A 19,031-nucleotide genomic window follows, 5' to 3' on the forward strand; every position below is an offset into this window, starting at 1 on the left:
CGTCCCGGGTCGCTTCGCTTTCCCCGCCGGTGGCAAACATTTACCGTTGAACCGGATCACCGCCCACGTCGTATAAAGGACGGAGGTTGGGAGTGGACGATCCGGAGGCCGCGATGATGCGGGTGCTGTATGACGAGCACGCCGGCGCACTGTGGCGGTACGCCCTGCGATTGACGGGCGATGCCGCCCGCGCCGAAGACGTGGTGCAGGAGACCCTGCTGCGCGCGTGGCGCCATCCCGAGGTGACCACCGACCCCGACCGGCCCGTACGTCCCTGGCTGTACACCGTCGCGCGTAATCTCGTCATCGACGACCGGAGAAGCGCCCGTTTCCGCAACGAGACCGACACACCCGACGTCGAAAAGGCCGCCGACAGAGCAGGCCCCGACGAAGTGGATTCTGCGCTGGACCGCCTACTGATCAGCACCGCGCTGAGCGAACTCTCCGAGGATCATCGCGCGGTCATCAAGCGCGCCTACTACCAGGGCATGAGTACCGCACAGATCGCCGCCGACCTCCAGATCGCCGAAGGCACCGTGAAATCCCGACTGCACTACGCGGTGCGCGCGTTACGGCTTAATCTGCAGGAAATGGGGGTGACGCGATGACCGGGTTCGATACGACCTCCGCAGGAGATCAGTACGCCACCTGGGACGCCTCCTATGTGCTCGGGGCGCTGTCGCCCGCGGAACGTCGTGAATACGAGGCGCACCTGCTGACCTGCGCGCCGTGTCGCGCCGCGGTGGCCGAACTGACGGGCATGCCCGCACTGCTGGCGATGGTCGACCTCGCCGACATCGAGGCGATGGACAGTGCGGAAGGGGCAGGGGGAGAACCGGAGCCGCCGCTTCGTCCCGAACTGCGCGACCAGGTGATCGACCAGGTGCGGACGCGCCGGCGTCGGTCGCGGTGGCTGACCTCGGCTGCGGTCGGGTTGGCCGCGGCACTGCTGGCGGTCGGAGTTGTGGTCGCATTGCGCCCCGAGGTGTTCGGCATGCAACAGGGCACGCAACAGGCGGCGCCCTCGCTGGAGATGAGCAAGGTCAATCAGACCACCATCGCCGCGAGCATCTCGTTGTCCGAGTACGGCTGGGGCACCCGGATCGACATGGCGTGCAGCTACGGCGACTGGGGTCAGCGCGACACCAAGCCCCAGAACCTGGGAATGGTGGTGGTCGGCAGGGACGGTAGCCGCGACCAGATCGCGACGTGGCTCGGACTGTCCGGCGCGACCGCCCTGCCCAGCGGAAACACCCCACGACCCATGAAGGAAATCGCTGCCGTGCAACTGGTTTCGGCAGACGACGGAAAGGTCCTGCTGGAAAAGAACCTGTGAATCGGGCCCGGAGGGTGAACCCAATCCCCACCGGACCCGTGTCATCTGCAGAACGAGAAAGCAGGTGAGCGGTGAGCAGCAGGAACAGGGTGGTCGACCATATCGTCGGCCGTCTCGCGGCACACGGGGTGCGGCACATCTTCGGCGTCGACGGCGCGAACATCGAGGACCTCTACGACGCCGCCCACTTCCGCACTGATCTCACCGCGGTGCTGGCCAAGCACGAGTTCTCGGCCGCCACGATGGCCGACGGATACCGCCGGTCCGGGGAGCCGCTGGGAGTGGTGGCCGCGACATCGGGCGGCGGCTCCCTCAATCTGGTTGCTGCGCTGGGAGAGTCGCTGACAAGCCGGGTCCCGGTGCTTGCCCTGGTAGGTCAGCCGCCAACGGCGCAGGACGGGCGTGGGTCGTTCCAGGACACCAGCGGGCTGGGAGGTTCACTCGACGCCGAGGCGCTGTTCTCGGCGGTGTCGGTGTTCTGCCGGCGGGTGGTCGACCCCGGCGCCATCGACTCGGTGCTGACCGAGGCGCTGACCGCAGCCCGGCGCGGACCCGCCGTCGTGCTTCTGCCAAAAGACGTGCAGCAAAGTAATTTTCGCGTCGGAACCGGTGTCGCATCGACCTTCGCCGCGCCGCTGGGTGACCCCGCGCCGATTGCCGAACAGTTGCGGCGGGTTCGTGGTCCGGTCACGATCATTGCCGGTGAGCAGGTCGCCCGCGATGATGCCCGCGACGAACTGGAACGGCTACGCGCCATGCTGCGGGCCCGGGTGGCGACCGTGCCGGATGCCAAGGACGTCAGCGGTGCTCCCGGTCTGGGATCATCGTCGGCCCTGGGGGTCGCAGGTGTGATGGGTCATCCCGGGGTGGCCGAGGCGGTGGCCGCCAGTGCCGTCTGCCTGCTGGTGGGCACGCGACTGCCGGCCACCGCGCGCGCCGGCCTGGACGCCCCGCTGGCAGCGGTGCCGGTGCTGTCGCTCGGGGCGGAGCCGCCCTACGTCCCGAGCCTGCATGTACACACCGATGATCTCCGTGGTTCGCTGGCACTGCTCAACACGGCCCTGTCGGGGCCGGGGCGAGCCACCGGAGTTACTGTCCCAGAGCATATTTCGCACGCCGAGCTAACCCCGCCCGCCCACGACGGCAGCGGGATCCGGTACCGGGCCGCGATGCACGCGCTGGACCGGGCGCTGCCCGAAGGCGCCGACATCGTCGTCGACGCGGGAAACACCGGTGCGTCGGCCATCCACTATCTGCCGGTCCGTCGCGGCGGACGCTTCGTCGTGGCGCTGGGGATGGGCGGGATGGGCTACAGCTTCGGAGCCGGTATCGGGATGTGTTTCGCCCGCGGCCGGCGGACCGTCATCATCGCAGGCGACGGTTCGTTCTTCATGCACGGGCTGGAACTGCACACCGCCCTCGAATATCGACTTCCCGTCACCGTCGTGCTGTTCAACAACAACGCCCACGCGATGTGCGTCACCCGCGAACAGCTGTTCTACCAAGATCTGTACAGCTACAACCGTTTCCGGCCCAGCAGACTCGGCGCGGGGCTGGCGGCGATGTTCCCGGGACTGCCTGCGGTCGACGTCGCCGATATCGGTGCGCTGCCGCAGGCGCTGCAGACCGCCCTCACCGCCGAGGGACCGTCGGTGGTCAGCATCGAATGCTCCGCCGACGAAATACCACCGTTCGCACCGTTTCTCACGACCAAGGAGGTAAGACCTCATGTCCCTGCCCGCACTTGATGACATCACCGCCCCGATCGACGGGGTGGTACGGATCGAGACCGCGCCGCGTGAACAGGCCACCCCGATCATCATGGAGATGATGCGGTCGGTGTACCCACACGACCAGGTGTTCGGCGACTTCTGCACGGTCAACAGCTATGTCGACTGTCCGCCGACGGAACTCTTCGACTACCTGGCTGACACTCGGAGTCTGGAGGAGTGGACCTATAGCCTGCGCGGATTCACCCCCACCGACGAACCGGATCTCTGGCTGGCCTATGACCGGCTGGGCTCTGAGACCGAGATATTCACCCGCACGGTGGCCAACCGCGAGGCCATGACGGTCGATTACCACTGCGCCTGGGACCAGGGACACCACCTGTGGATGGTGTATCTGATGCGCGTCGTCGACGCGCAGGTGGTGTTGAACAAGCCCGGCTCCGTGGTGTTGTGGACCAACTGCCACCACCCGTTCTACGACGAGAATCCGTACCCGGAGGCGGCGCCGCCGGAGCGGCCGGTGTGGGTCGGCGACTTCTGGGACATGTTCGGCGCCGGCCACGAACTGGAGCTGCGCAACCTGAAGGCCATCGCCGAGTACCGGTACCACCACGGCCTGCCGATCACCCCCGACTGGATGAAGTGAGGTGTCTGCGATGACGAGAACAGCTGTCAGCCTGCTCGACGTCTCGACCTATCTGCCCGGCGATCCCATCGGGGCGGACTACTACGCACAGTTCGCCGATTCCGATGACCTGCGCGACAATCTGATGTTCCGCGCTCCGAAGTATCGCCACCACGTGGCTCCCGACGAGACGGCCACCGACATGATCGAACGGGCCGCCGCCGGCCTGATCGAGCGGCATGGCGCCGATGTGCTGGCCGATGTGGATGTGCTCATCACCCACACGCAGCTTCCCGACATGCCGTTCTACGGCGGGGGTGGGGCGATCGCGCACCGGCTCGGGATGAAACCGGGCTGGGTGGTCGACCTGCACAACGGCGGCTGTGCGGCATTCGTGCTCGGCCTCAAGATGGCCCGCAACCTGCTCATGTCGGGGGAGGGGCGCACGGCGCTGATCGCCGTCGCACAGAATGCCGCGGGGCAGATCTTCGAACAGGAGACGGTGCGGCGCAAGGCCCAAGCGTCGGTCCCCGGCGACGGTGCGGCCGTCGGACTGGTCACCGTGTCGGACACCTCGCCGATCCTGGACGTGGAGTGCCGCACCTACGGAGAGTTCGCCGGGGACATGACCATCGCCGTGGACCCGCCGCGAAAGTGGTGGGCTGCGGGCCCGGGTGAAGGCTGTATCGGATTCACCGAGTCGAAGATCACCAAGGTGCTGGCCCGCGGAAACCGGCAGGTGCCCGAGGTGTCGTACGCGGTGTGCGATCGGATCGGATTGGCGCCCAGGGAGATCGACCTCTTGGTCACCAACCAGCCGAACCGGGTCTTCCTGCGCAATTGGCGTGACGCGCTGGAACTGCCCGCCGAGCGTCACGTCGACACTTTCGATGACTGCGGCAACCTCTTCGCCGCCGGGATCCCGGTGAACTTCGACCGCGCGATCACCGACGGTCGGGTGAAGGCCGGCGATACCGTGCTGATGGCGGCGTTCGCGCACGCCGGCGACTTCGCCGGTGCGGCCGCCGTGCGCTGGGGCGGACGATGAGCATGCCCGATGGGGCGCTGTCCGATGTGTTCGACGCCTTTCCCGAGGGTCAGGACCCGTTGGCGTTGTCGCTCAACGAGAATCCGTTCCCGCCGTTGCCGTCGGTGCGGGCCGCGCTGGTCGCCTCGATCGGCTCGGCGAACCGGTACCCGGAGTTCCTGCCGCAACGGTTGCGCACCCTGGTCGCCGGTCACCTGGGGATCGATGACACGCAGGTGGTGATCGGTACCGGCGCGACCGGAGTCATCATGCAGGTGCTGCAGGGAGTCGCCCAACCCGGGGACACCATGGTGATGGCCGCGCCGACCTTCGACGGGTATCCGATTTTCGCTCAGATCGCGCGGCTGCGATCGGTCACCGTGCCGCTGGACGCCCACGGCCATCACGATCTGGACGCGATGGCCGAGGCGGCTGCCGCGGGCGCACGGGTAGTGGTGGTGTGCCGACCGCACAACCCCACCGGCACCATCGAATCCGCGTCCGACATGCAGCGGTTCCTCGCACGGATACGCGCCGACACCGTCGTGGTACTCGATGAGGCGTACGTGGAGTTCTTGGCTCCCGAAGACCGGCTGCCCGTTCGCGAATTGCTGCAGAGCTTCCCCAATCTGGTTGTGGTCCGGACATTCTCGAAGGCGTACGGACTGGCGGGGCTTCGCGTCGGATACGGTTTCTGCGGCCGGGATCTGGCCCGGCGGCTGTGGACCATGCAGATGCCGTTCGGGGTGGGGCTCACCGGTCTGGTGGCGGTGGCCGCCTGCTACGACGCGGAAGATGAGATGCGGCAGCGGATCCGGATCATCGGTTCGGAGCGCCGGCGGCTACGGGCGCGGCTGTCCCGGCTGGGGATCTACAGCACCGATGCGCAGGCCAACTTCGTCTACCTGCCCGCGCCCAACGGTGACCGCACGGCATGGCGGCAGGTGTTCGACGAACACGGTCCCCGCGTGCGGCATTACGGGGACGGTGGGGTGCGCATCACGGTCGGGGTGCGCCAGTCCACCCGGGCGGTGCTGTCCGCGGTCGCCGGGTTTCGGGCCTGAGGATCCGCTTGCCCGAGGTATGCGGTGATCAGGGCGCGATGCGGTAAGAACTAGGGAATGTCCCCGCAACCCGGCAAACGTGACCCGATCGCGCAGGCCCGCGCCAACTGGGAACGCGCGGGCTGGGGTGATGTGGCCGACGGGATGGTGGCGGTCACGTCGGTGATGCGGGCGCATCAGATCCTGCTCGCCCGGGTGGAAACCGCACTGCGCCCCTACGATCTGAGCTTCTCGCGCTATGAGCTGTTGCGGCTGTTGGCGTTCAGCAGCAGCGGTGCGCTACCCATCACCAAGGCCTCGGACCGATTGCAGTTGCACGTCACCAGCGTCACCCATGCGATCCGGCGGCTGGAGGCCGACGGTCTGGTCGAGCGGCTACCGCACCCGACCGACGGCCGCACCACGCTGGTGCGGTTGACCGAACTGGGCCGGTCCACGGTGGAAGACGCCACCGAAACCGTGAACAAGGATGTCTTCGCCGACGTCGGGATGTCGGCGGCGGACTCGCAGGCGCTCACCACGGCCATCGAGACCCTGCGCAGGCACGCCGGCGACTTCTGACGCGCCTAGACCGACGGGAGCGGGATGGTGGCCGTCACCGCCGTACCCGAGCCGGGGCGCGACCGGATGTTGAGCCGCCCGCCGACGATCTCGGCGCGTTCGGCCATCGACAGCAGGCCGTAGCCGCCCATCTCGTCACTGCCCAGCGGGTTCTCCAGGGTGTCGAAACCTATTCCGTCGTCGACGATCTCCAGGCGTGCGGTGTCGTCGTGCACCCCGAATGTGAGCCGCGCCGAGCTCGCCTGCGCGTGCTTGACGACGTTCTGCAGGCACTCCTGCGCGATCCGGTACAACGCCACCTCGATGTGGTCGGGCAGGCGCTTGTCGGACAGATCCACCTCGAGGCGCAGTTGCGGGATGGACCGCGCCAGGCTGGCCAGCCCGCCGGCCAGGCCGAGATCATCGAGCACCGGTGGCCGAAGGCCGCCGATCGCCGCCCGCGCCTCCTGCAGCGTCAGATCGACCAGTTCGCGGGCCCGGCCGAGTTGCTCGCCGGCCGCAGAAGGATTCTCGGCCACCGTTCGGGTGGCCGCGTCCAGCCAGTACGACAACGTGATCAACCGCTGCGATATCCCGTCGTGGATGTCGCCCGCCAGGCGCCTGCGTTCGATCTCTTGGGCCTGGATGACCTGTTCGACGAAGTTCTCGTGGGCGCGTTCGCGCACCACCAGCTGCCGGTGCAACCGCGCCTGGTGCATGGCGCCGGCGATCAGCTTGCCGATCACCAGCAGCAACTCCACATCACGGGCACCGAACTCGCGGCGCGCCACGGTGTGCACGTTGAGCACGCCGACCAGTCCGCCCGGATCGGTCTCCATCGGCACCGACACCATCGAGGTGAAGTCGGATCCCCGCAGCGACTCGAAAGGCAGGTAGCGCGGGTCGGCCTCCTTGTCGGCGATGATCACCACCGTCTCCCGGTGGCTGGCCACCCACCCGGAGACACCATGGCCGAGTGGGAGCCGGATCTTGCCCACCTCGCTGTCGAACGGCGGCGTCGCACCGGCCAGCGTGAGCGATCGTTCGGTGTCGTCGAGCACGTGCACGAAACACACGTCGGTGCCGGTGGCCGCGGTGATCATCCGGGCTGCGGCGGCCGCCAGCGGCTCGACGCCGGGACCGCTGGAGGCCGCCTGGATGAGCTCGCGCAACAGGGCCAGTTCGCCGTCGGCGGTCAGCAGGTTCGCGCGGGCGGGAGCGGGACGACCCGGGAGGTGGCCGGCGTCGGTCATCGGTAGATCCCCTCACGTAGCGCGGTGGCCACCGCCCCGGTGCGGTCGGTGACCCCGAGCTTGCGGTAGATCGAACTGAGATGGCTCTTCACCGTTTCGTCGCCGATCACCAATTTGGTGGCGATCCCGCGATTGGACAGACCGTTGACCACGTACGACAGGATTTCGCTCTCACGCTGGGTCAGGCCTTGGCGTGCGCCCGGCCAGAATTCGTCGCGTTGCAGGCGGGCGGCCGTATCGGCGGCACGGGCGGCCATCCCCGGGTCCAGCGCGGTCTGTCCGACATGCACGAATTCCAGCTGCCGGACCAGTTCATCGCTGCCGATGCTCTTGAGTAGGTAGCCCGACGCCCCCACCCGCAACGCCTGGAACAGGTATTGCTCGTCGTCGTAGACCGACAGCATGACGACCCTGCGATGGGGGTTGCGCTCCCGCAATTCGAGACACAGATCCAGGCCGCTGGAACCCTGCATCCGGACATCGCAGAGCACGATGTCCGGGTCGAGTTCGTCCACGATGTCCAGCGCGCGGTCGGTGCCGACAGCCTGGCCCACCACCTGCACCCGGTCGCCGAACGCGGCGAGCATCGCCTTGAGCCCCTCGATGACCATCTCGTGGTCGTCGACCAGGACCAGCCGCAAGGGCGCGCGCGATCCGCCTTCGGCTTCCGGCTGGGATGACATGGCCACCATTCTGCGCAAGTTGACCTGCCGAATCCCCCCTTTGGGGGAGGCCGTCCAGGTGTGACCTGGGCCACGATATGCGGATGAGGGGTGAAACGGTGCGAGCGGAGCGACGGGAAATGTTCTGGTGGGACGCCGGCAGGCCCGCAGGCGCTGTGGTCGAGCCGCTGCAGGCGGTGATCTTCGACGTGGACGGCGCTCTTGCCGATATCGAGCGCGATGGTCAGCGGCGCGCGTTCAACGCGGCGTTCGCCGCCCACGGTTTCGATATCAGCTGGACCGCCGCCGAATACGGCAGGCTGGTCTGTATCGGTGACGAACGGCGGCGGATCGCGTCGGCGCTGCGCCGGCGCGGTTACGGGCGGATCAGTGCGGAGATCGCCAGCTACATCCAGCACACCAAGAACGACGCGTTCGCCGAATGGGTGCTCGACGGTGACGTAATCCCTCGGACGGGCCTGGTTGATCTGGCGAACAGCCTGTACGCGGCCGGTATCTCGGTCGCCGCGGTCAGCACCGGCTCCTCGCAGTGGGTGGAGCCGCTGGTGCGTCAGCTGATCGGCGAGGGGATGGCCGAGGCCATCGTCACCCCCGACGATCTGCCCCGACCGTCCCGCGAACCCGACCTGTACGGCCATACGCTCTGGGAACTGGGGCTGGGCCCGGAGTCGGTGCTGGCGGTGGCCGGCTCGGTGCACGGGCTGCGTGCCGCAACGGGGGCCAAGCTGGCCACCGTGGTTGTCCCGACGACGTACACGGCGAGTCAGGACTTCACCGGCGCTGCCGCGGTGCGCATCGATTACGAGGGGTGGACCGCCGACGGGTGCGCGCGGTTGCACCGCCACTGGTGGATGTCGCGCTGATGGCGCGCCGGCGTCAGCCGCGGATCAGCTCGATGACGGCGCTGAAATCCTTGTCCGCGTGTTCTTCGGCGAACTTGGCGTAGATCTCGGCTGCGTGGGTGCCCAGCGGTGCGGCCGATCCCGTCGATGACACCGCAGCCATCGCCAAGCCGAGGTCCTTGTTCATCAGCGCGGTGGCGAACCCGGGCTTGAAGTCGTTGTTGGCCGGCGAGGTGGGTACGGGTCCCGGAACCGGGCAATTGACCTGTACCGCCCAGCAATTGCCGGTGGCCCCGGTGATGACGTCGAACAGGGACTGCTTGTCCAGACCCAGCTTCTCGGCCAGCACGAACGCTTCACCGATGGCGATCTGTTGCACGGCGAGCACCATGTTGTTGCACACCTTGGCGGCCTGGCCGGCGCCCGAGTCGCCGCAGTGGATGATCTTGCCCGCCATGGGTTCCAACACGGGCCGGCCACGCTCCACGGCCTCGCTCTCGCCGCCCACCATGAAGGCCAGCGTGCCCGCGGTGGCGCCCTTGATACCGCCGGAGACCGGCGCGTCGAGCTGAGCGAAACCGGCATCGACGGCCTGGCGGTGGATGTCGCGGGCGTCGTCGACCGAGATCGTCGAGGTGTCGATGAACAGTGCGCCTGCCTTCGCGGCCGGCAGCACCTCGGCGTAGCAGCGTTTAACGATGTTGCCGTTGGGCAGCGACGTGATCACCACGTCCGCCTCGGCCACCGCCTCAGCGCCGGTGCCAAAAGTCTTCGCGCCCTTGGCCGCGGCCTGTTCGGCGAGCGCGGCCACAGGGTCGAACCCGTGGACCGTATATCCGCCGGCGACCAGATTGGCCGCCATCGGGCCGCCCATGTTTCCCAGCCCCAGAAAAGCAACGGTGCTCATCAGTGCCCCACCTCTCGTTATCCGGCGGCCCTGGCGCGGGCGGCTTCCGCCCGGCCGATGACCACGCGCATGATCTCGTTCGTTCCCTCGAGGATGCGGTGCACCCGCAGATCCCGGAGGATTTTCTCCAACCCGTATTCCTTGAGATAGCCGTAGCCGCCGTGCAGTTGCAGCGCCTGGTCGGCCACCTGGTAGCAGGCATCGGTGACGTAGCGCTTTGCCATCGCGCACAGGGCCACCTTGTCGGGATGATTGCTGTCGAGGGCGGAAGCAGCCCGCCACAACATGATCCGCGACGTCTCCAGGCTGGTGGCCATGTCGGCCAACGCAAACCGGATGGTCGGCTCGTCGAGCAGGGCACCCCCGAAAGCCTGCCGGTCTGCCAGGTAGGCCACCGTCTTGTCATAGGCGGTCTGTGCCCCACCCAGCGAGCAGGCGGCGATATTGATGCGGCCGCCATTGAGGCCGTTCATCGCTATCCCGAAGCCGGTGCCTTCGGTGCCCCCCAGCAGTGCCTCGGCGGGCACCCGGGCGCCCTCGAAGACGACCTGGGCGGTGGGCTGCGCATTCCAGCCCATCTTCTGCTCGTTGACGCCGAAACTCAGTCCCGGCGTGTCCTTCTCGATGACGAAGGCCGAGATGCCGCGCGGGCCGTCGGCACCCGTTCGGGCCATCACCACATACAGATCTGAGACGCCCGCCCCGGAGATGAACTGCTTCACCCCGTCCAGGACATAGTGCTCCCCGTCCCGAACGGCCCTGGTACGCAACGCTGCCGCATCCGATCCGGCGCCAGGTTCGGTCAGGCAGTAGCTGGCGATGGTCTCCATCGAGGAGAGCTTGGGCACCAACGTCTTTCGCTGCTCTTCGGTGCCGTAGCTGTCCACCATCCACGCGGACATGTTGTGGATGGACAGGAACGCCGCGATGCTCGGATCGGCGGCAGCGAGTGCCTCGAAGATGCGCACCGCATCAAGGCGGCGTAACCCGCTGCCACCGGCATCCTCGGAGCAGTAGATACCCCCCATGCCCAGGTCGGCTGCTGCGCGCAGCACATCGGTCGGGAAGTGATGGCTTTCATCCCATTCCAACGCGAAAGGGGCGATACGTTTCTCGGCGAAGGCGGCAGCCGTCTCGGTGATGACGCGTTCGTCGTCATCCAACTCGAACATGGCCGGCTACTTCATGGTCGGGATGACGAACTCGGCGCCATCCTTGATGCCGGAGGGCCAGCGCTCGGTGACGGTCTTGGTCTTGGTGTAGAACTGGATCGAGGCGGGTCCGTGCTGGTTGAGATCGCCGAAGCCGGAGCGCTTCCAGCCGCCGAAGGTGTGGTAGGCCACCGGAACCGGGATGGGTACGTTGACCCCGACCATGCCGACCTGGACGCGGGAGACGAAGTCGCGGGCGGCGTCGCCGTCGCGGGTGAAGATGGCCACGCCGTTGCCGTATTCGTGTTTGGTGGGCAGTTCGAGGGCGGCTTCGTAGTCCTCGGCGCGCACGATGCACAGCACGGGTCCGAAGATTTCGTCGGTGTAGATCGACATGTCGGTGGTGACGTGGTCGAACAGGGTGGGGCCGATGAAGTAGCCCTTCGACAGGTCCTGGTCGTCGAAGGTGAGTTCGTCGGTGGCGCGTTCGCGGCCGTCGACGACGAGTTCGGCGCCGGCTTCGACACCTTGGCCGATGTAGTCGCGGACGCGTTCGAGTGCGGCGCCGGTGACCAGGGGGCCGTAGTCGGCTTTGGGGTCCAGGCTGTGTCCGACGCGCAACTGGTTGACGCGCTCGACGAGCCTGGCGCGCAGGCGGTTTGCGGTTTCTTCGCCGACGGGCACGGCGACGCTGATCGCCATGCATCGTTCACCGGCGCTGCCGTAGCCGGCGCCGATGAGTGCGTCGACGGCCTGGTCGAGGTCGGCGTCGGGCAGCACGATCATGTGGTTCTTGGCGCCGCCGAAGCATTGCGAGCGTTTTCCGTGTGCGGCGGCGGTGGAGTAGATGTACTGCGCGATGTCGGAGCTGCCGACGAACCCGACGGCCTGGATGTCCGGGTGGGTGAGGATGGCGTCGACGGCCTCCTTGTCGCCTTGGACGACCTGGAAGACGCCCGGGGGTAGGCCCGCCTCGATGAACAGTTCGGCCAGGCGCAGCGGCACCGAGGGGTCGCGTTCGGAGGGCTTGAGGATGAAGGCGTTTCCGCATGCCAGGGCGGGGCCGGCTTTCCAGAGCGGGATCATGGCGGGGAAGTTGAACGGGGTAATGCCGGCGACGACGCCGAGGGGCTGGCGGATCGAGTACACGTCGATGCCGGTGCCCGCGCCTTCGGTGAACTCGCCCTTGAGTAGGTGCGGGATGCCGATGGCGAATTCGATGACCTCGATACCGCGCTGGATGTCGCCGAGGGAGTCGGGCACGGTCTTGCCGTGCTCGATGGACAGCAGCTGGGCGAGTTCGTCGGCGTTCTGGTTGACCAGGTCGACGAATTTCATGAAGACCCGGGCGCGGCGTTGCGGGTTGTAGGCGGCCCATACCTTCTGGGCTTCGACGGCGTTGGCGACGGCGGTGTCGACGTCGGCGGTCGAGGCCAGCAGCACCTGGGCCTGGACCTCGCCGGTGCTCGGGTTGAGCACGTCGGCGGTGCGGGTGGATGCGAGGTTGGTGCGCTCGCCGTTGATGAAGTGCGGAATCTGTGTGGTCATGACGTCCGTCCCGAGAGGTTGTGCCCAGAGAGTTGTGCGCGAGAGATCCGGGCCGCGACCCGAGATACTTGCATATCCTAGTAATGGTGCTGTCGAGTTGGCAAGAGGTCGTCACCGGGCGATCGGACGGCGGATCGCCGACCTATATTTACTTCGGGTGCGGGGCTGCCGCGCCGGCAACGATCGACCGCTGAGGTGACGGATGGCCGGGGTTCACGAGTACGAGCTGGACGTGACGTGGACCGGGAACACCGGCACGGGAACCAGTGGATATCGCGACTATGCGCGTTCTCACGACCTCAGCGCGCCCGGCAAGGCCACGATCCCCGGGTCCGCCGACCCGGCTTTCCGCGGGTCGCCGGATCGGTGGAATCCCGAGGAGCTGCTGGTGGCCACCCTGTCTCAATGCCACATGCTGTGGGTGCTGGCGCTCTGCGCGCAACAGGGGATCGTCGTCACCGGCTATACCGATCACCCGTCCGGGACCATGGTCGAGACGCCGGACGGGGGCGGGTACTTCTCCGACGTGATCTTGCGTCCGCAGGTGGACATCGACGACCCGCGGGATGCCGACAAGCTGCCCGGCGTACATGAGCGCGCACACCAGCTGTGCTTCATCGCCAACTCGGTCAACTTCGACGTCCGTTGCGAGGCGCGGTATTTGGTGCGCGGTCAATAGGTGACCTGAGCTCACCGCTGCGGTCGATTCGTCACTCCGTTGTGGGTATGGCGGCGCCTGACCATGCGATGACGGCCCTCGAGCGGCACCAATTTCAAAAAACTTTCCGGCGGTGGATGAGCAGAGCGCGCCGGCGTTCGTACTTTTGCCGTTTCCGCCCGGATGGGCCCGGATGTTGCTGGAGGCCCTTTCGGTAGACGGCCGGAGGCGTCAATTCCGCTGGTGACGGCATGAAACAGGTATGCCGGCACCCTACCCATTGCTAGCGGTTCTAGCTAATTATTTTCAAGATCGTAGATTTGCTGAATCAGTCATTGAACTGTGAGATTGACGGATTTGTCATTTTCTACAGTTACTTCCTGTCGCAAGCTGAGTGAATGACGCCGTGAGACCCCGGGTATGGCCCCTAGTGACGCAGATCACCAAGGGGAAGGGAAATCATCGTGAGGAACATCGTTTGCAGGACCAATAAATTCGTGGTCGGCTCCATCGCGATCATCAGCGCCTCGGCGGTGATGGCGTACACAGGTCCGGGGACCGCGCCCATGGACGTGGCGCTGGCGGCGGCGATCGACACGTCTTCGGACACACTGGGTATCGCCGATTCCGACCTCATCTGGGACTCGCCCGCAGCGCAGGATCAGGCGCTGGATGCGATGCAGGCCATGGGGGTCAACACCATTCGCATCGGTGTCTTCTGGGCGGGGATCGAGCAGGCGCCGGGTTACTACAACTGGACCGCGCTCGACAACCTGGTGAATGCGGCGGCCGAACGCAACATGGGTGTGCTGGCGGCGGTCACCACCACACCGTCGTGGGCTTCCAAGCCCGGGTCGGGGTACTACACGCCGCCGTCGAACCCCCAGACGTTCGGAAACTTCACGGGGGTTCTGGCCGACAGGTACGCCGGCAAGATCTCGGCTTATGAGGTGTGGAACGAACCGAATGCCGGTTTCTTCTATAACCCGCAACCGGATCCGGCGTCGTACACCCAGTTGTTGAAGGCGGCCTACCCGCAGATCAAGGCTGCCGATCCGGACGCCACCGTGATCGGGGGTGTGGTCGGCGCGGGTCTCACGTGGGGCAACCTGACGATGAACCCGGTGGACTTCGTGAAGGGGATGTACGCGGCCGGCGCCGAGGGCAACTTCGACGCACTGTCGTTCCACCCGTACCAATACACGACGAAGTTCTCCGAGGGCGAGACCCTGGCCAATTCGCCGATCAATCAGCTCACCGACATCCGGAATCTGATGGTGGCCAATGGTGATGTCAGCAAGCAGATCTGGTCCACCGAGTACGGCTTGCCGACCAACGCCGTGAGCGAGCAGCAGCAGGCGGACTACATCCAGGACATGGTCACCGACTGGCGCACGCTGCCCTATGCCGGTCCGGCGTTCATCTACACCTTGCAGGACACCAACACCGGAAGCACGAACGACGAGGACAACTTCGGCGTCTACCGCACCGACTGGACACCGAAGGCGGCCGTGGCGGTGATCAGGGCGTTGACCAGCAGTGCGGCAGCAGATCCCGCGGTGGCGTTGACGGCCCTGACCACACCGCTGGATTCGTCGCGGATGGTGACGCTGAACACTGCCTCGACGACTACGGACGCCGCTGCAGCTGCCACTGCCGCCGCGGCTACGCCGGCCCAGCAGCTCGCCGCGATCGCGGCGGCGGATCCGACGGTCGCGGCACAGCTGGAGACGCTCACCGATCAGCTCGCCACGGCGACCACTGATGCGTCCGACCCGGCTGTGGCGGCACAGCTTTCGACGCTGAGCCAGCAACTGCAGAGTGTCGAATCGGTCGAGCCGGCGACTGCCCTGGCCGCGGATGTCGCAGCGGCGGCGGCTACGGATCCGGCTGCCGAGGCCGCCCCGACCACGGTTGCTACGCCGGCGGCAGCGGAGCCTGCTGCCACCACGAAGAGCGCCCCGACCATTGCGCAGCGGATTGCGGCGGCGGTCAAGAAGAATCCGGTAGTGGCAAGAATGCTTGCGGCGGCCAAGGATCGTGCTGCCGATGAGAAGGACGCGACTGCCGCCGAGAGCGCGGATTCCGCGCAGCAGCAGGTGGCCGCGGTCGCCGAACAGAATCCGGCCGTAGCGAGAAGGCTTGCGGCGGCGGCGAATCGTGAGGATGCGGCCACCCCGGCCACGCCCGCGACGCCGGCGACCCCGGCAACTCCCGTGACGCCGGCAACTCCGGCGACGCCGGCAACTCCGGCGACCACATCCAGCGACACCGATTCGACTGCGGGACAGGATGATACGCCCAAGCCGGCACGCCGGGACACACCCCGCACGCCTGCTCGGGATGACGCCAAGGGGCCGTCCGCGAACGGGCGCGACAGCGGCTCTTCGGATCCCGGCCCGCGCCGGTCGGCTGGCCGCCACGACCGCGGTGACCGGCATGCTGACGGCGGCGGCAACCACCGCCGTGCCGAACATGCGGGAAGCGGCCGCCGATAGCGGCATCGATGACCGAAGTGGCGCGGCGATCGCATCGGCGGTGCCGTGCGCCACCACGGCGTCGATCAACGTGTCGCTACCGGGCTTGGCGATGTCCTCTTCGCTGAAGCCCAGGCGGCGCCAGTTGTTCAGGTAGTTGCTCAGATTCAGATAGAAGTCGACGGTCTCGCGGCCGACCTGGCGGGCCGCCTCGGTCGCCTCGGGTGAACCGTCGGTCAGAACCACCTTGTGCTCGGGCGCCAGGAAAACGCCCTCTCCCAGCACCTTCCGTGCCTCTGCGGTGTGCTCGGGAGTGGTCAGGTACGGATGCGCACCGGCGCTGCGATCACGCGAGAGGCGCAGTACCTTCGGGCCGAGCGCGGCGACCACCCGTCGCTCCGGGGGCACACCTGCGGCGTCCAGTGCGTCGAGATACTCGACCAGGACGTCGTAAGGTTTGCGGTATTCCTCGGTGTGCTCCGGATGCCCGATACCGATACCCAGCAGGAAACGTCCGGGATGAGTCTTCTCCAGACGGTGGTAGGTCTCGGCGGACTGTTCGGCCGGCGACGTCCACACATTGATGATGCCGGTGGCCAGTTGCAGTGTGTCGGTGGCGTCTAGGATGCCCTCGGCGAAGGGCAGATCCCCGGCCGGGGAGCCGCCGATCCACACGGCGCCATAACCCAGCTTCTCGATGGCGACGGCCTGTTCGGGGGAGACCTTGCCGAATGTCCACACCCCGTAACGGCCCACATTGATCGTCATGGCTGTCCCTTTCGGTTACCGCAGGCCCAGCGGACCGGCGAGTTCGGTCAATGCGGCGACGAGCTTGTCCGGCGAGGTGAGCACCTGCACCGGCACGTGGTCGGCGCCGGCATCGCGGTGCTCGCGCAGGCGTGCCGCAATCGCGTCGACGGTCCCGTGCGCGACCACCGCATCCACCAGGCGATCGCTGCCCGGCTTGGCCACGTCGGAGTCGGTGAACCCCAACCGCTTCCAGCTGTTGAGGTAGTTGTCCAGGTTGAGGTAGATCTCCAGGGTCTTACGGCCGGCCGCGCGGGCCTGCTCGGCGTCGGTGGTCAGCACGACCTTGTGCTCGGGGGCGATGAATGCCTCGCTGCCGAGCAGTTCACGCGCCTGCCTGGTGTGCTCCGGGGTGGTCAGGTAGGGGTGCGCGCCCGCCGACCGGTCCGCGGACAGCTGCAGCACCTTCGGGCCCAGCGCGGCGACGACACGACGGTCCTTGGGTACACCGTGCTCGTCGAGCTTGTCCAGATAGTCGTTGAGGGCGTCGAGCGGCTTCTTGTATTCGGTGATCGCCTCGCGGTGGCCCACGCCGATGCCCAGCAGGAAACGGCCGGGGTAGGCCTTGTCGATGCGGTGGAACGACTCCGCCGTCGGGCCCGCGTCGGCGGTCCAGATGTTCACGATGCCGGTGGCCACCTGCAGGGTGGTGGTGCTCGCCAGCAGCGGCTCGACCCATTCCAACTCGGCGGGTGGTGACCCGCCGGCCCAGATGGCGCCGTAACCGAGTGCTTCGATCTCTTGCAGTTGAGCGGGGGAGAGCTGCTGCCACTGGGTGTAGTGGCCGAAGACGCCGTACGGTCCGAGATTCGGTTTCGATGAGCGCTCGCGCGAAGAGGATGTGCCCTGTGTCATGGATCAAGTCAACCCGTCGCGCCGCCGACGGTATTCCGATTGGATCCGCATGAGGCGAACTATTCGGCGGGGTCGGCCTCGTCGGGCCGCGGGGCGATCACGGGCAGGCAGACGATGAAGCGGGTGTTTCCCGGTTCGGACACCACGCGCATGTCCCCGCCGTGCTTCTCCACGACGATGCGCCAGGCCAGGTCCAGGCCGAGCCCGGTGCCCTCGCCGAACGGCTTGGTGGTGAAGAACGGCGTGAAGATACGGCCGATGATGTCCTCGGGGATACCCGGCCCGTCATCGCAGATCTCGACCCGGATCATCTCGTCGCTCTCGCGCGCGGTACGCATCGTCAACGTGCCGTGCCCGTTCATCGCCTGGATGGCGTTGTCGATGATGTTGGTCCACACCTGATTGAGATCGCCTGGGTAGCACTGCAATTCGGGCAGTGACTTGTCCAGATCCTTGATCAGGGTGATCGGCTTGCCCTGATGCCCGATCTTGTCGCCGAACATCATGATGGTGCTGCGCAACAGTTCGTGGACGTCGGCGCTTTGATACGAGCCGCGGTCCATCTGCGAGTACTGCTTGGCGCCGGCCAGCAACGCGGAGATCCGGCGGCTGGCTTCGGCGATCTCGTTCATCCGCAGCTCGTTGTCGATGGTGTATTTCAGCCAGCCGGTGGCGGCCTGCAACGAAGCGGTGGCGTCGACGTCGTCGATCTGGGCCGAGATGCCCTCCAGCCAGTCGATGTCGAGGCCGGCTTCGACGAAGGTGGGCGCGTAGTCCCACGCACCGACGATCCCACGGTCCTCGAGCCACTCACCGACCTGGTCCTCGCGGTCGGTGGTTTCCAGCGCGGTGAGTTCGACACCCTTGTTCTTGGCGACCTGTTCGGCGACCTGGTCCTGGATGGTGACGAGTACTCGCAGCGCCTCGGGGGAGAACTTGCCGTCGGCGAGCATGGCGAGCTTGTGCCGCATCTTGCCGACGCCCTCACGCAGGTCGGCGACGGCGCGGGCGGTGGCGGCCGCGGGGTTGTTGAGCTGGTGGGTGAGCCCGGCGGTGATGGTGCCCAGCGCCAGCAGTTTCTCGCGCTGTCCGATGATCTGGCTCTGGCGCCTGCCGCCGACGAGGTGTCCCTCCAGAAGGTGCACGGCCATGGGGAACTGCGCCCGCATGAACGCGGCGAACGCGTCGGCGTCCAACACGAACACACGCGACGGCTCCACCAACCGGACCGAGGCCATGTAGATGTGCTCCTCGCCGGGGATGTACGCCGACCACGCGCCGAAGTAGACGCCGCGCTGCGAGGTGCGATTGGTCTGGATGTCGACGCCGCCGGAGCGCTTCGACATGATCAGTTCGCCATCGATCAGCACGTAGAAGCAGGTGGCTTGCTCACCTTCGGTGACGATCGGACCCGCAGGGAACGTCTCGATGGTGCCGGCACGGCACAACGTGTCGAGCTGGTCGTCGGTGAGGTGCTCGAACAGGAACAGTGTCCGCAGTTCGTCGCGCACGCAGGTTTCGCCCATCG

General features: G+C 66.8%; 17 protein-coding genes and 1 pseudogene. 10 read left to right on the forward strand and 8 right to left on the reverse strand.

Translation table 11 applies throughout. The features are described 5' to 3' along the window. Window positions 1–92: 92 nt before the first annotated feature. The 7 genes from AC1DY7_RS29195 (at window position 93) to AC1DY7_RS29225 (ending at window position 6,343) form a co-directional block, all read left to right on the forward strand. Window positions 93–608, forward strand: a complete 516-nt coding sequence (locus AC1DY7_RS29195; protein WP_477497248.1) for a sigma-70 family RNA polymerase sigma factor — start codon at window positions 93–95, stop codon at window positions 606–608. After that, window positions 605–1,336, forward strand: coding sequence for an anti-sigma factor family protein (locus AC1DY7_RS29200; RefSeq protein WP_477497249.1), 732 nt, complete (start codon window positions 605–607; stop codon window positions 1,334–1,336). The genes AC1DY7_RS29195 and AC1DY7_RS29200 overlap by 4 nt, the downstream gene beginning before the upstream one ends. A gap of 71 nt (window positions 1,337–1,407) precedes the next feature. Beyond that, a complete protein-coding gene (locus AC1DY7_RS29205) occupies window positions 1,408–3,084 on the forward strand; it encodes a thiamine pyrophosphate-binding protein (RefSeq protein ID WP_477497250.1) in 1,677 nt (558 codons plus the stop codon). Further along, window positions 3,065–3,712, forward strand: coding sequence for an SRPBCC family protein (locus AC1DY7_RS29210; RefSeq protein ID WP_477497251.1), 648 nt, complete (start codon window positions 3,065–3,067; stop codon window positions 3,710–3,712). The genes AC1DY7_RS29205 and AC1DY7_RS29210 overlap by 20 nt, the downstream gene beginning before the upstream one ends. Window positions 3,713–3,722: 10 nt before the next feature. Further along, the gene (locus AC1DY7_RS29215; protein ID WP_477497252.1) at window positions 3,723–4,739 is read left to right on the forward strand and encodes a 3-oxoacyl-ACP synthase III family protein; all 1,017 of its coding nucleotides are present in this window, start codon (window positions 3,723–3,725) and stop codon (window positions 4,737–4,739) included. After that, the gene (locus tag AC1DY7_RS29220) at window positions 4,736–5,782 is read left to right on the forward strand and encodes a pyridoxal phosphate-dependent aminotransferase (RefSeq protein ID WP_477497253.1); all 1,047 of its coding nucleotides are present in this window, start codon (window positions 4,736–4,738) and stop codon (window positions 5,780–5,782) included. Before AC1DY7_RS29215 ends, AC1DY7_RS29220 begins: the two co-directional genes overlap by 4 nt. Before the next feature lie 57 nt (window positions 5,783–5,839). Next, on the forward strand, window positions 5,840–6,343 hold the full coding sequence (locus AC1DY7_RS29225) for a MarR family transcriptional regulator (protein ID WP_477497254.1): 504 nt from the start codon (window positions 5,840–5,842) through the stop codon (window positions 6,341–6,343). A 5-nt stretch (window positions 6,344–6,348) separates the two neighbouring features. On the opposite strand, the gene AC1DY7_RS29230 is transcribed toward AC1DY7_RS29225, so the two are convergent. Further along, entirely contained in the window at window positions 6,349–7,575 is a 1,227-nt protein-coding gene (locus AC1DY7_RS29230; protein WP_477497255.1) for a GAF domain-containing sensor histidine kinase, read from the reverse strand. Continuing rightward, complete coding sequence (locus AC1DY7_RS29235; protein ID WP_477497256.1) at window positions 7,572–8,258, reverse strand: response regulator; 687 nt, start codon at window positions 8,256–8,258, stop codon at window positions 7,572–7,574. Before AC1DY7_RS29235 ends, AC1DY7_RS29230 begins: the two co-directional genes overlap by 4 nt. Before the next feature lie 83 nt (window positions 8,259–8,341). Here AC1DY7_RS29235 and AC1DY7_RS29240 point away from each other — a divergent pair, with 83 nt between their 5' ends. Further along, the gene (locus AC1DY7_RS29240; protein WP_477497257.1) at window positions 8,342–9,121 is read left to right on the forward strand and encodes an HAD family hydrolase; all 780 of its coding nucleotides are present in this window, start codon (window positions 8,342–8,344) and stop codon (window positions 9,119–9,121) included. Window positions 9,122–9,134: 13 nt separating this feature from the next. Here the strand turns inward: AC1DY7_RS29240 and mmsB are convergent, their stop codons facing one another. Genes mmsB through AC1DY7_RS29255 form a run of 3 tightly spaced genes read right to left on the reverse strand, consistent with a single transcriptional unit; the run spans window position 9,135 to window position 12,706 of the window. Then, complete coding sequence (gene mmsB, locus AC1DY7_RS29245; protein ID WP_477497258.1) at window positions 9,135–10,007, reverse strand: 3-hydroxyisobutyrate dehydrogenase; 873 nt, start codon at window positions 10,005–10,007, stop codon at window positions 9,135–9,137. 17 nt (window positions 10,008–10,024) lie between these two features. Continuing rightward, window positions 10,025–11,179, reverse strand: a complete 1,155-nt coding sequence (locus AC1DY7_RS29250) for an acyl-CoA dehydrogenase family protein (RefSeq protein ID WP_477497259.1) — start codon at window positions 11,177–11,179, stop codon at window positions 10,025–10,027. A 6-nt stretch (window positions 11,180–11,185) separates the two neighbouring features. Continuing rightward, window positions 11,186–12,706, reverse strand: a complete 1,521-nt coding sequence (locus AC1DY7_RS29255; protein WP_477497260.1) for a CoA-acylating methylmalonate-semialdehyde dehydrogenase — start codon at window positions 12,704–12,706, stop codon at window positions 11,186–11,188. Window positions 12,707–12,908: 202 nt separating this feature from the next. On the opposite strand from AC1DY7_RS29255, the gene AC1DY7_RS29260 reads away from it, so the two are divergent. Both AC1DY7_RS29260 and AC1DY7_RS29265 read left to right on the forward strand, forming a co-directional pair. Continuing rightward, a complete protein-coding gene (locus tag AC1DY7_RS29260; RefSeq protein ID WP_477497261.1) occupies window positions 12,909–13,385 on the forward strand; it encodes an OsmC family protein in 477 nt (158 codons plus the stop codon). A gap of 545 nt (window positions 13,386–13,930) precedes the next feature. Next, on the forward strand, window positions 13,931–15,862 hold the full coding sequence (locus AC1DY7_RS29265; protein ID WP_477497292.1) for a cellulase family glycosylhydrolase: 1,932 nt from the start codon (window positions 13,931–13,933) through the stop codon (window positions 15,860–15,862). Here the strand turns inward: AC1DY7_RS29265 and AC1DY7_RS29270 are convergent. The 3 genes and pseudogenes from AC1DY7_RS29270 to AC1DY7_RS29280 all read right to left on the reverse strand — a co-directional run. Then, window positions 15,854–16,609, reverse strand: a pseudogene (locus tag AC1DY7_RS29270) (LLM class F420-dependent oxidoreductase); the annotation flags it as partial. The gene AC1DY7_RS29265 and the pseudogene AC1DY7_RS29270 sit on opposite strands and share 9 nt — an antisense overlap. 15 nt (window positions 16,610–16,624) lie before the next feature. Then, the gene (locus AC1DY7_RS29275) at window positions 16,625–17,503 is read right to left on the reverse strand and encodes an LLM class F420-dependent oxidoreductase (RefSeq protein ID WP_477497262.1); all 879 of its coding nucleotides are present in this window, start codon (window positions 17,501–17,503) and stop codon (window positions 16,625–16,627) included. 59 nt (window positions 17,504–17,562) lie between these two features. Continuing rightward, entirely contained in the window at window positions 17,563–19,029 is a 1,467-nt protein-coding gene (locus AC1DY7_RS29280) for an ATP-binding protein (protein ID WP_477497263.1), read from the reverse strand. Window positions 19,030–19,031: the final 2 nt, after the last annotated feature.

The organism is Mycobacterium sp. P2_H7, from assembly GCF_056403275.1.

Bases quoted from the DNA above. Each gene is read 5' to 3' on its own strand.
- AC1DY7_RS29235 (WP_477497256.1), bottom strand. From the start codon at position 8,258: ATGTCATCCCAGCCGGAAGCCGAAGGCGGATCGCGCGCGCCCTTGCGG.
- AC1DY7_RS29265 (WP_477497292.1), top strand. From the start codon at position 13,931: ATGGACGTGGCGCTGGCGGCGGCGATCGACACGTCTTCGGACACACTG.
- AC1DY7_RS29240 (WP_477497257.1), top strand. From the start codon at position 8,342: ATGAGGGGTGAAACGGTGCGAGCGGAGCGACGGGAAATGTTCTGGTGG.
- AC1DY7_RS29230 (WP_477497255.1), bottom strand. From the start codon at position 7,575: ATGACCGACGCCGGCCACCTCCCGGGTCGTCCCGCTCCCGCCCGCGCG.
- AC1DY7_RS29215 (WP_477497252.1), top strand. From the start codon at position 3,723: ATGACGAGAACAGCTGTCAGCCTGCTCGACGTCTCGACCTATCTGCCC.
- AC1DY7_RS29250 (WP_477497259.1), bottom strand. From the start codon at position 11,179: ATGTTCGAGTTGGATGACGACGAACGCGTCATCACCGAGACGGCTGCC.
- AC1DY7_RS29260 (WP_477497261.1), top strand. From the start codon at position 12,909: ATGGCCGGGGTTCACGAGTACGAGCTGGACGTGACGTGGACCGGGAAC.
- mmsB (WP_477497258.1), bottom strand. From the start codon at position 10,007: ATGAGCACCGTTGCTTTTCTGGGGCTGGGAAACATGGGCGGCCCGATG.
- AC1DY7_RS29220 (WP_477497253.1), top strand. From the start codon at position 4,736: ATGAGCATGCCCGATGGGGCGCTGTCCGATGTGTTCGACGCCTTTCCC.
- AC1DY7_RS29255 (WP_477497260.1), bottom strand. From the start codon at position 12,706: ATGACCACACAGATTCCGCACTTCATCAACGGCGAGCGCACCAACCTC.
- AC1DY7_RS29210 (WP_477497251.1), top strand. From the start codon at position 3,065: ATGTCCCTGCCCGCACTTGATGACATCACCGCCCCGATCGACGGGGTG.
- AC1DY7_RS29280 (WP_477497263.1), bottom strand. From the start codon at position 19,029: ATGGGCGAAACCTGCGTGCGCGACGAACTGCGGACACTGTTCCTGTTC.
- AC1DY7_RS29225 (WP_477497254.1), top strand. From the start codon at position 5,840: ATGTCCCCGCAACCCGGCAAACGTGACCCGATCGCGCAGGCCCGCGCC.
- AC1DY7_RS29200 (WP_477497249.1), top strand. From the start codon at position 605: ATGACCGGGTTCGATACGACCTCCGCAGGAGATCAGTACGCCACCTGG.
- AC1DY7_RS29275 (WP_477497262.1), bottom strand. From the start codon at position 17,503: ATGACACAGGGCACATCCTCTTCGCGCGAGCGCTCATCGAAACCGAAT.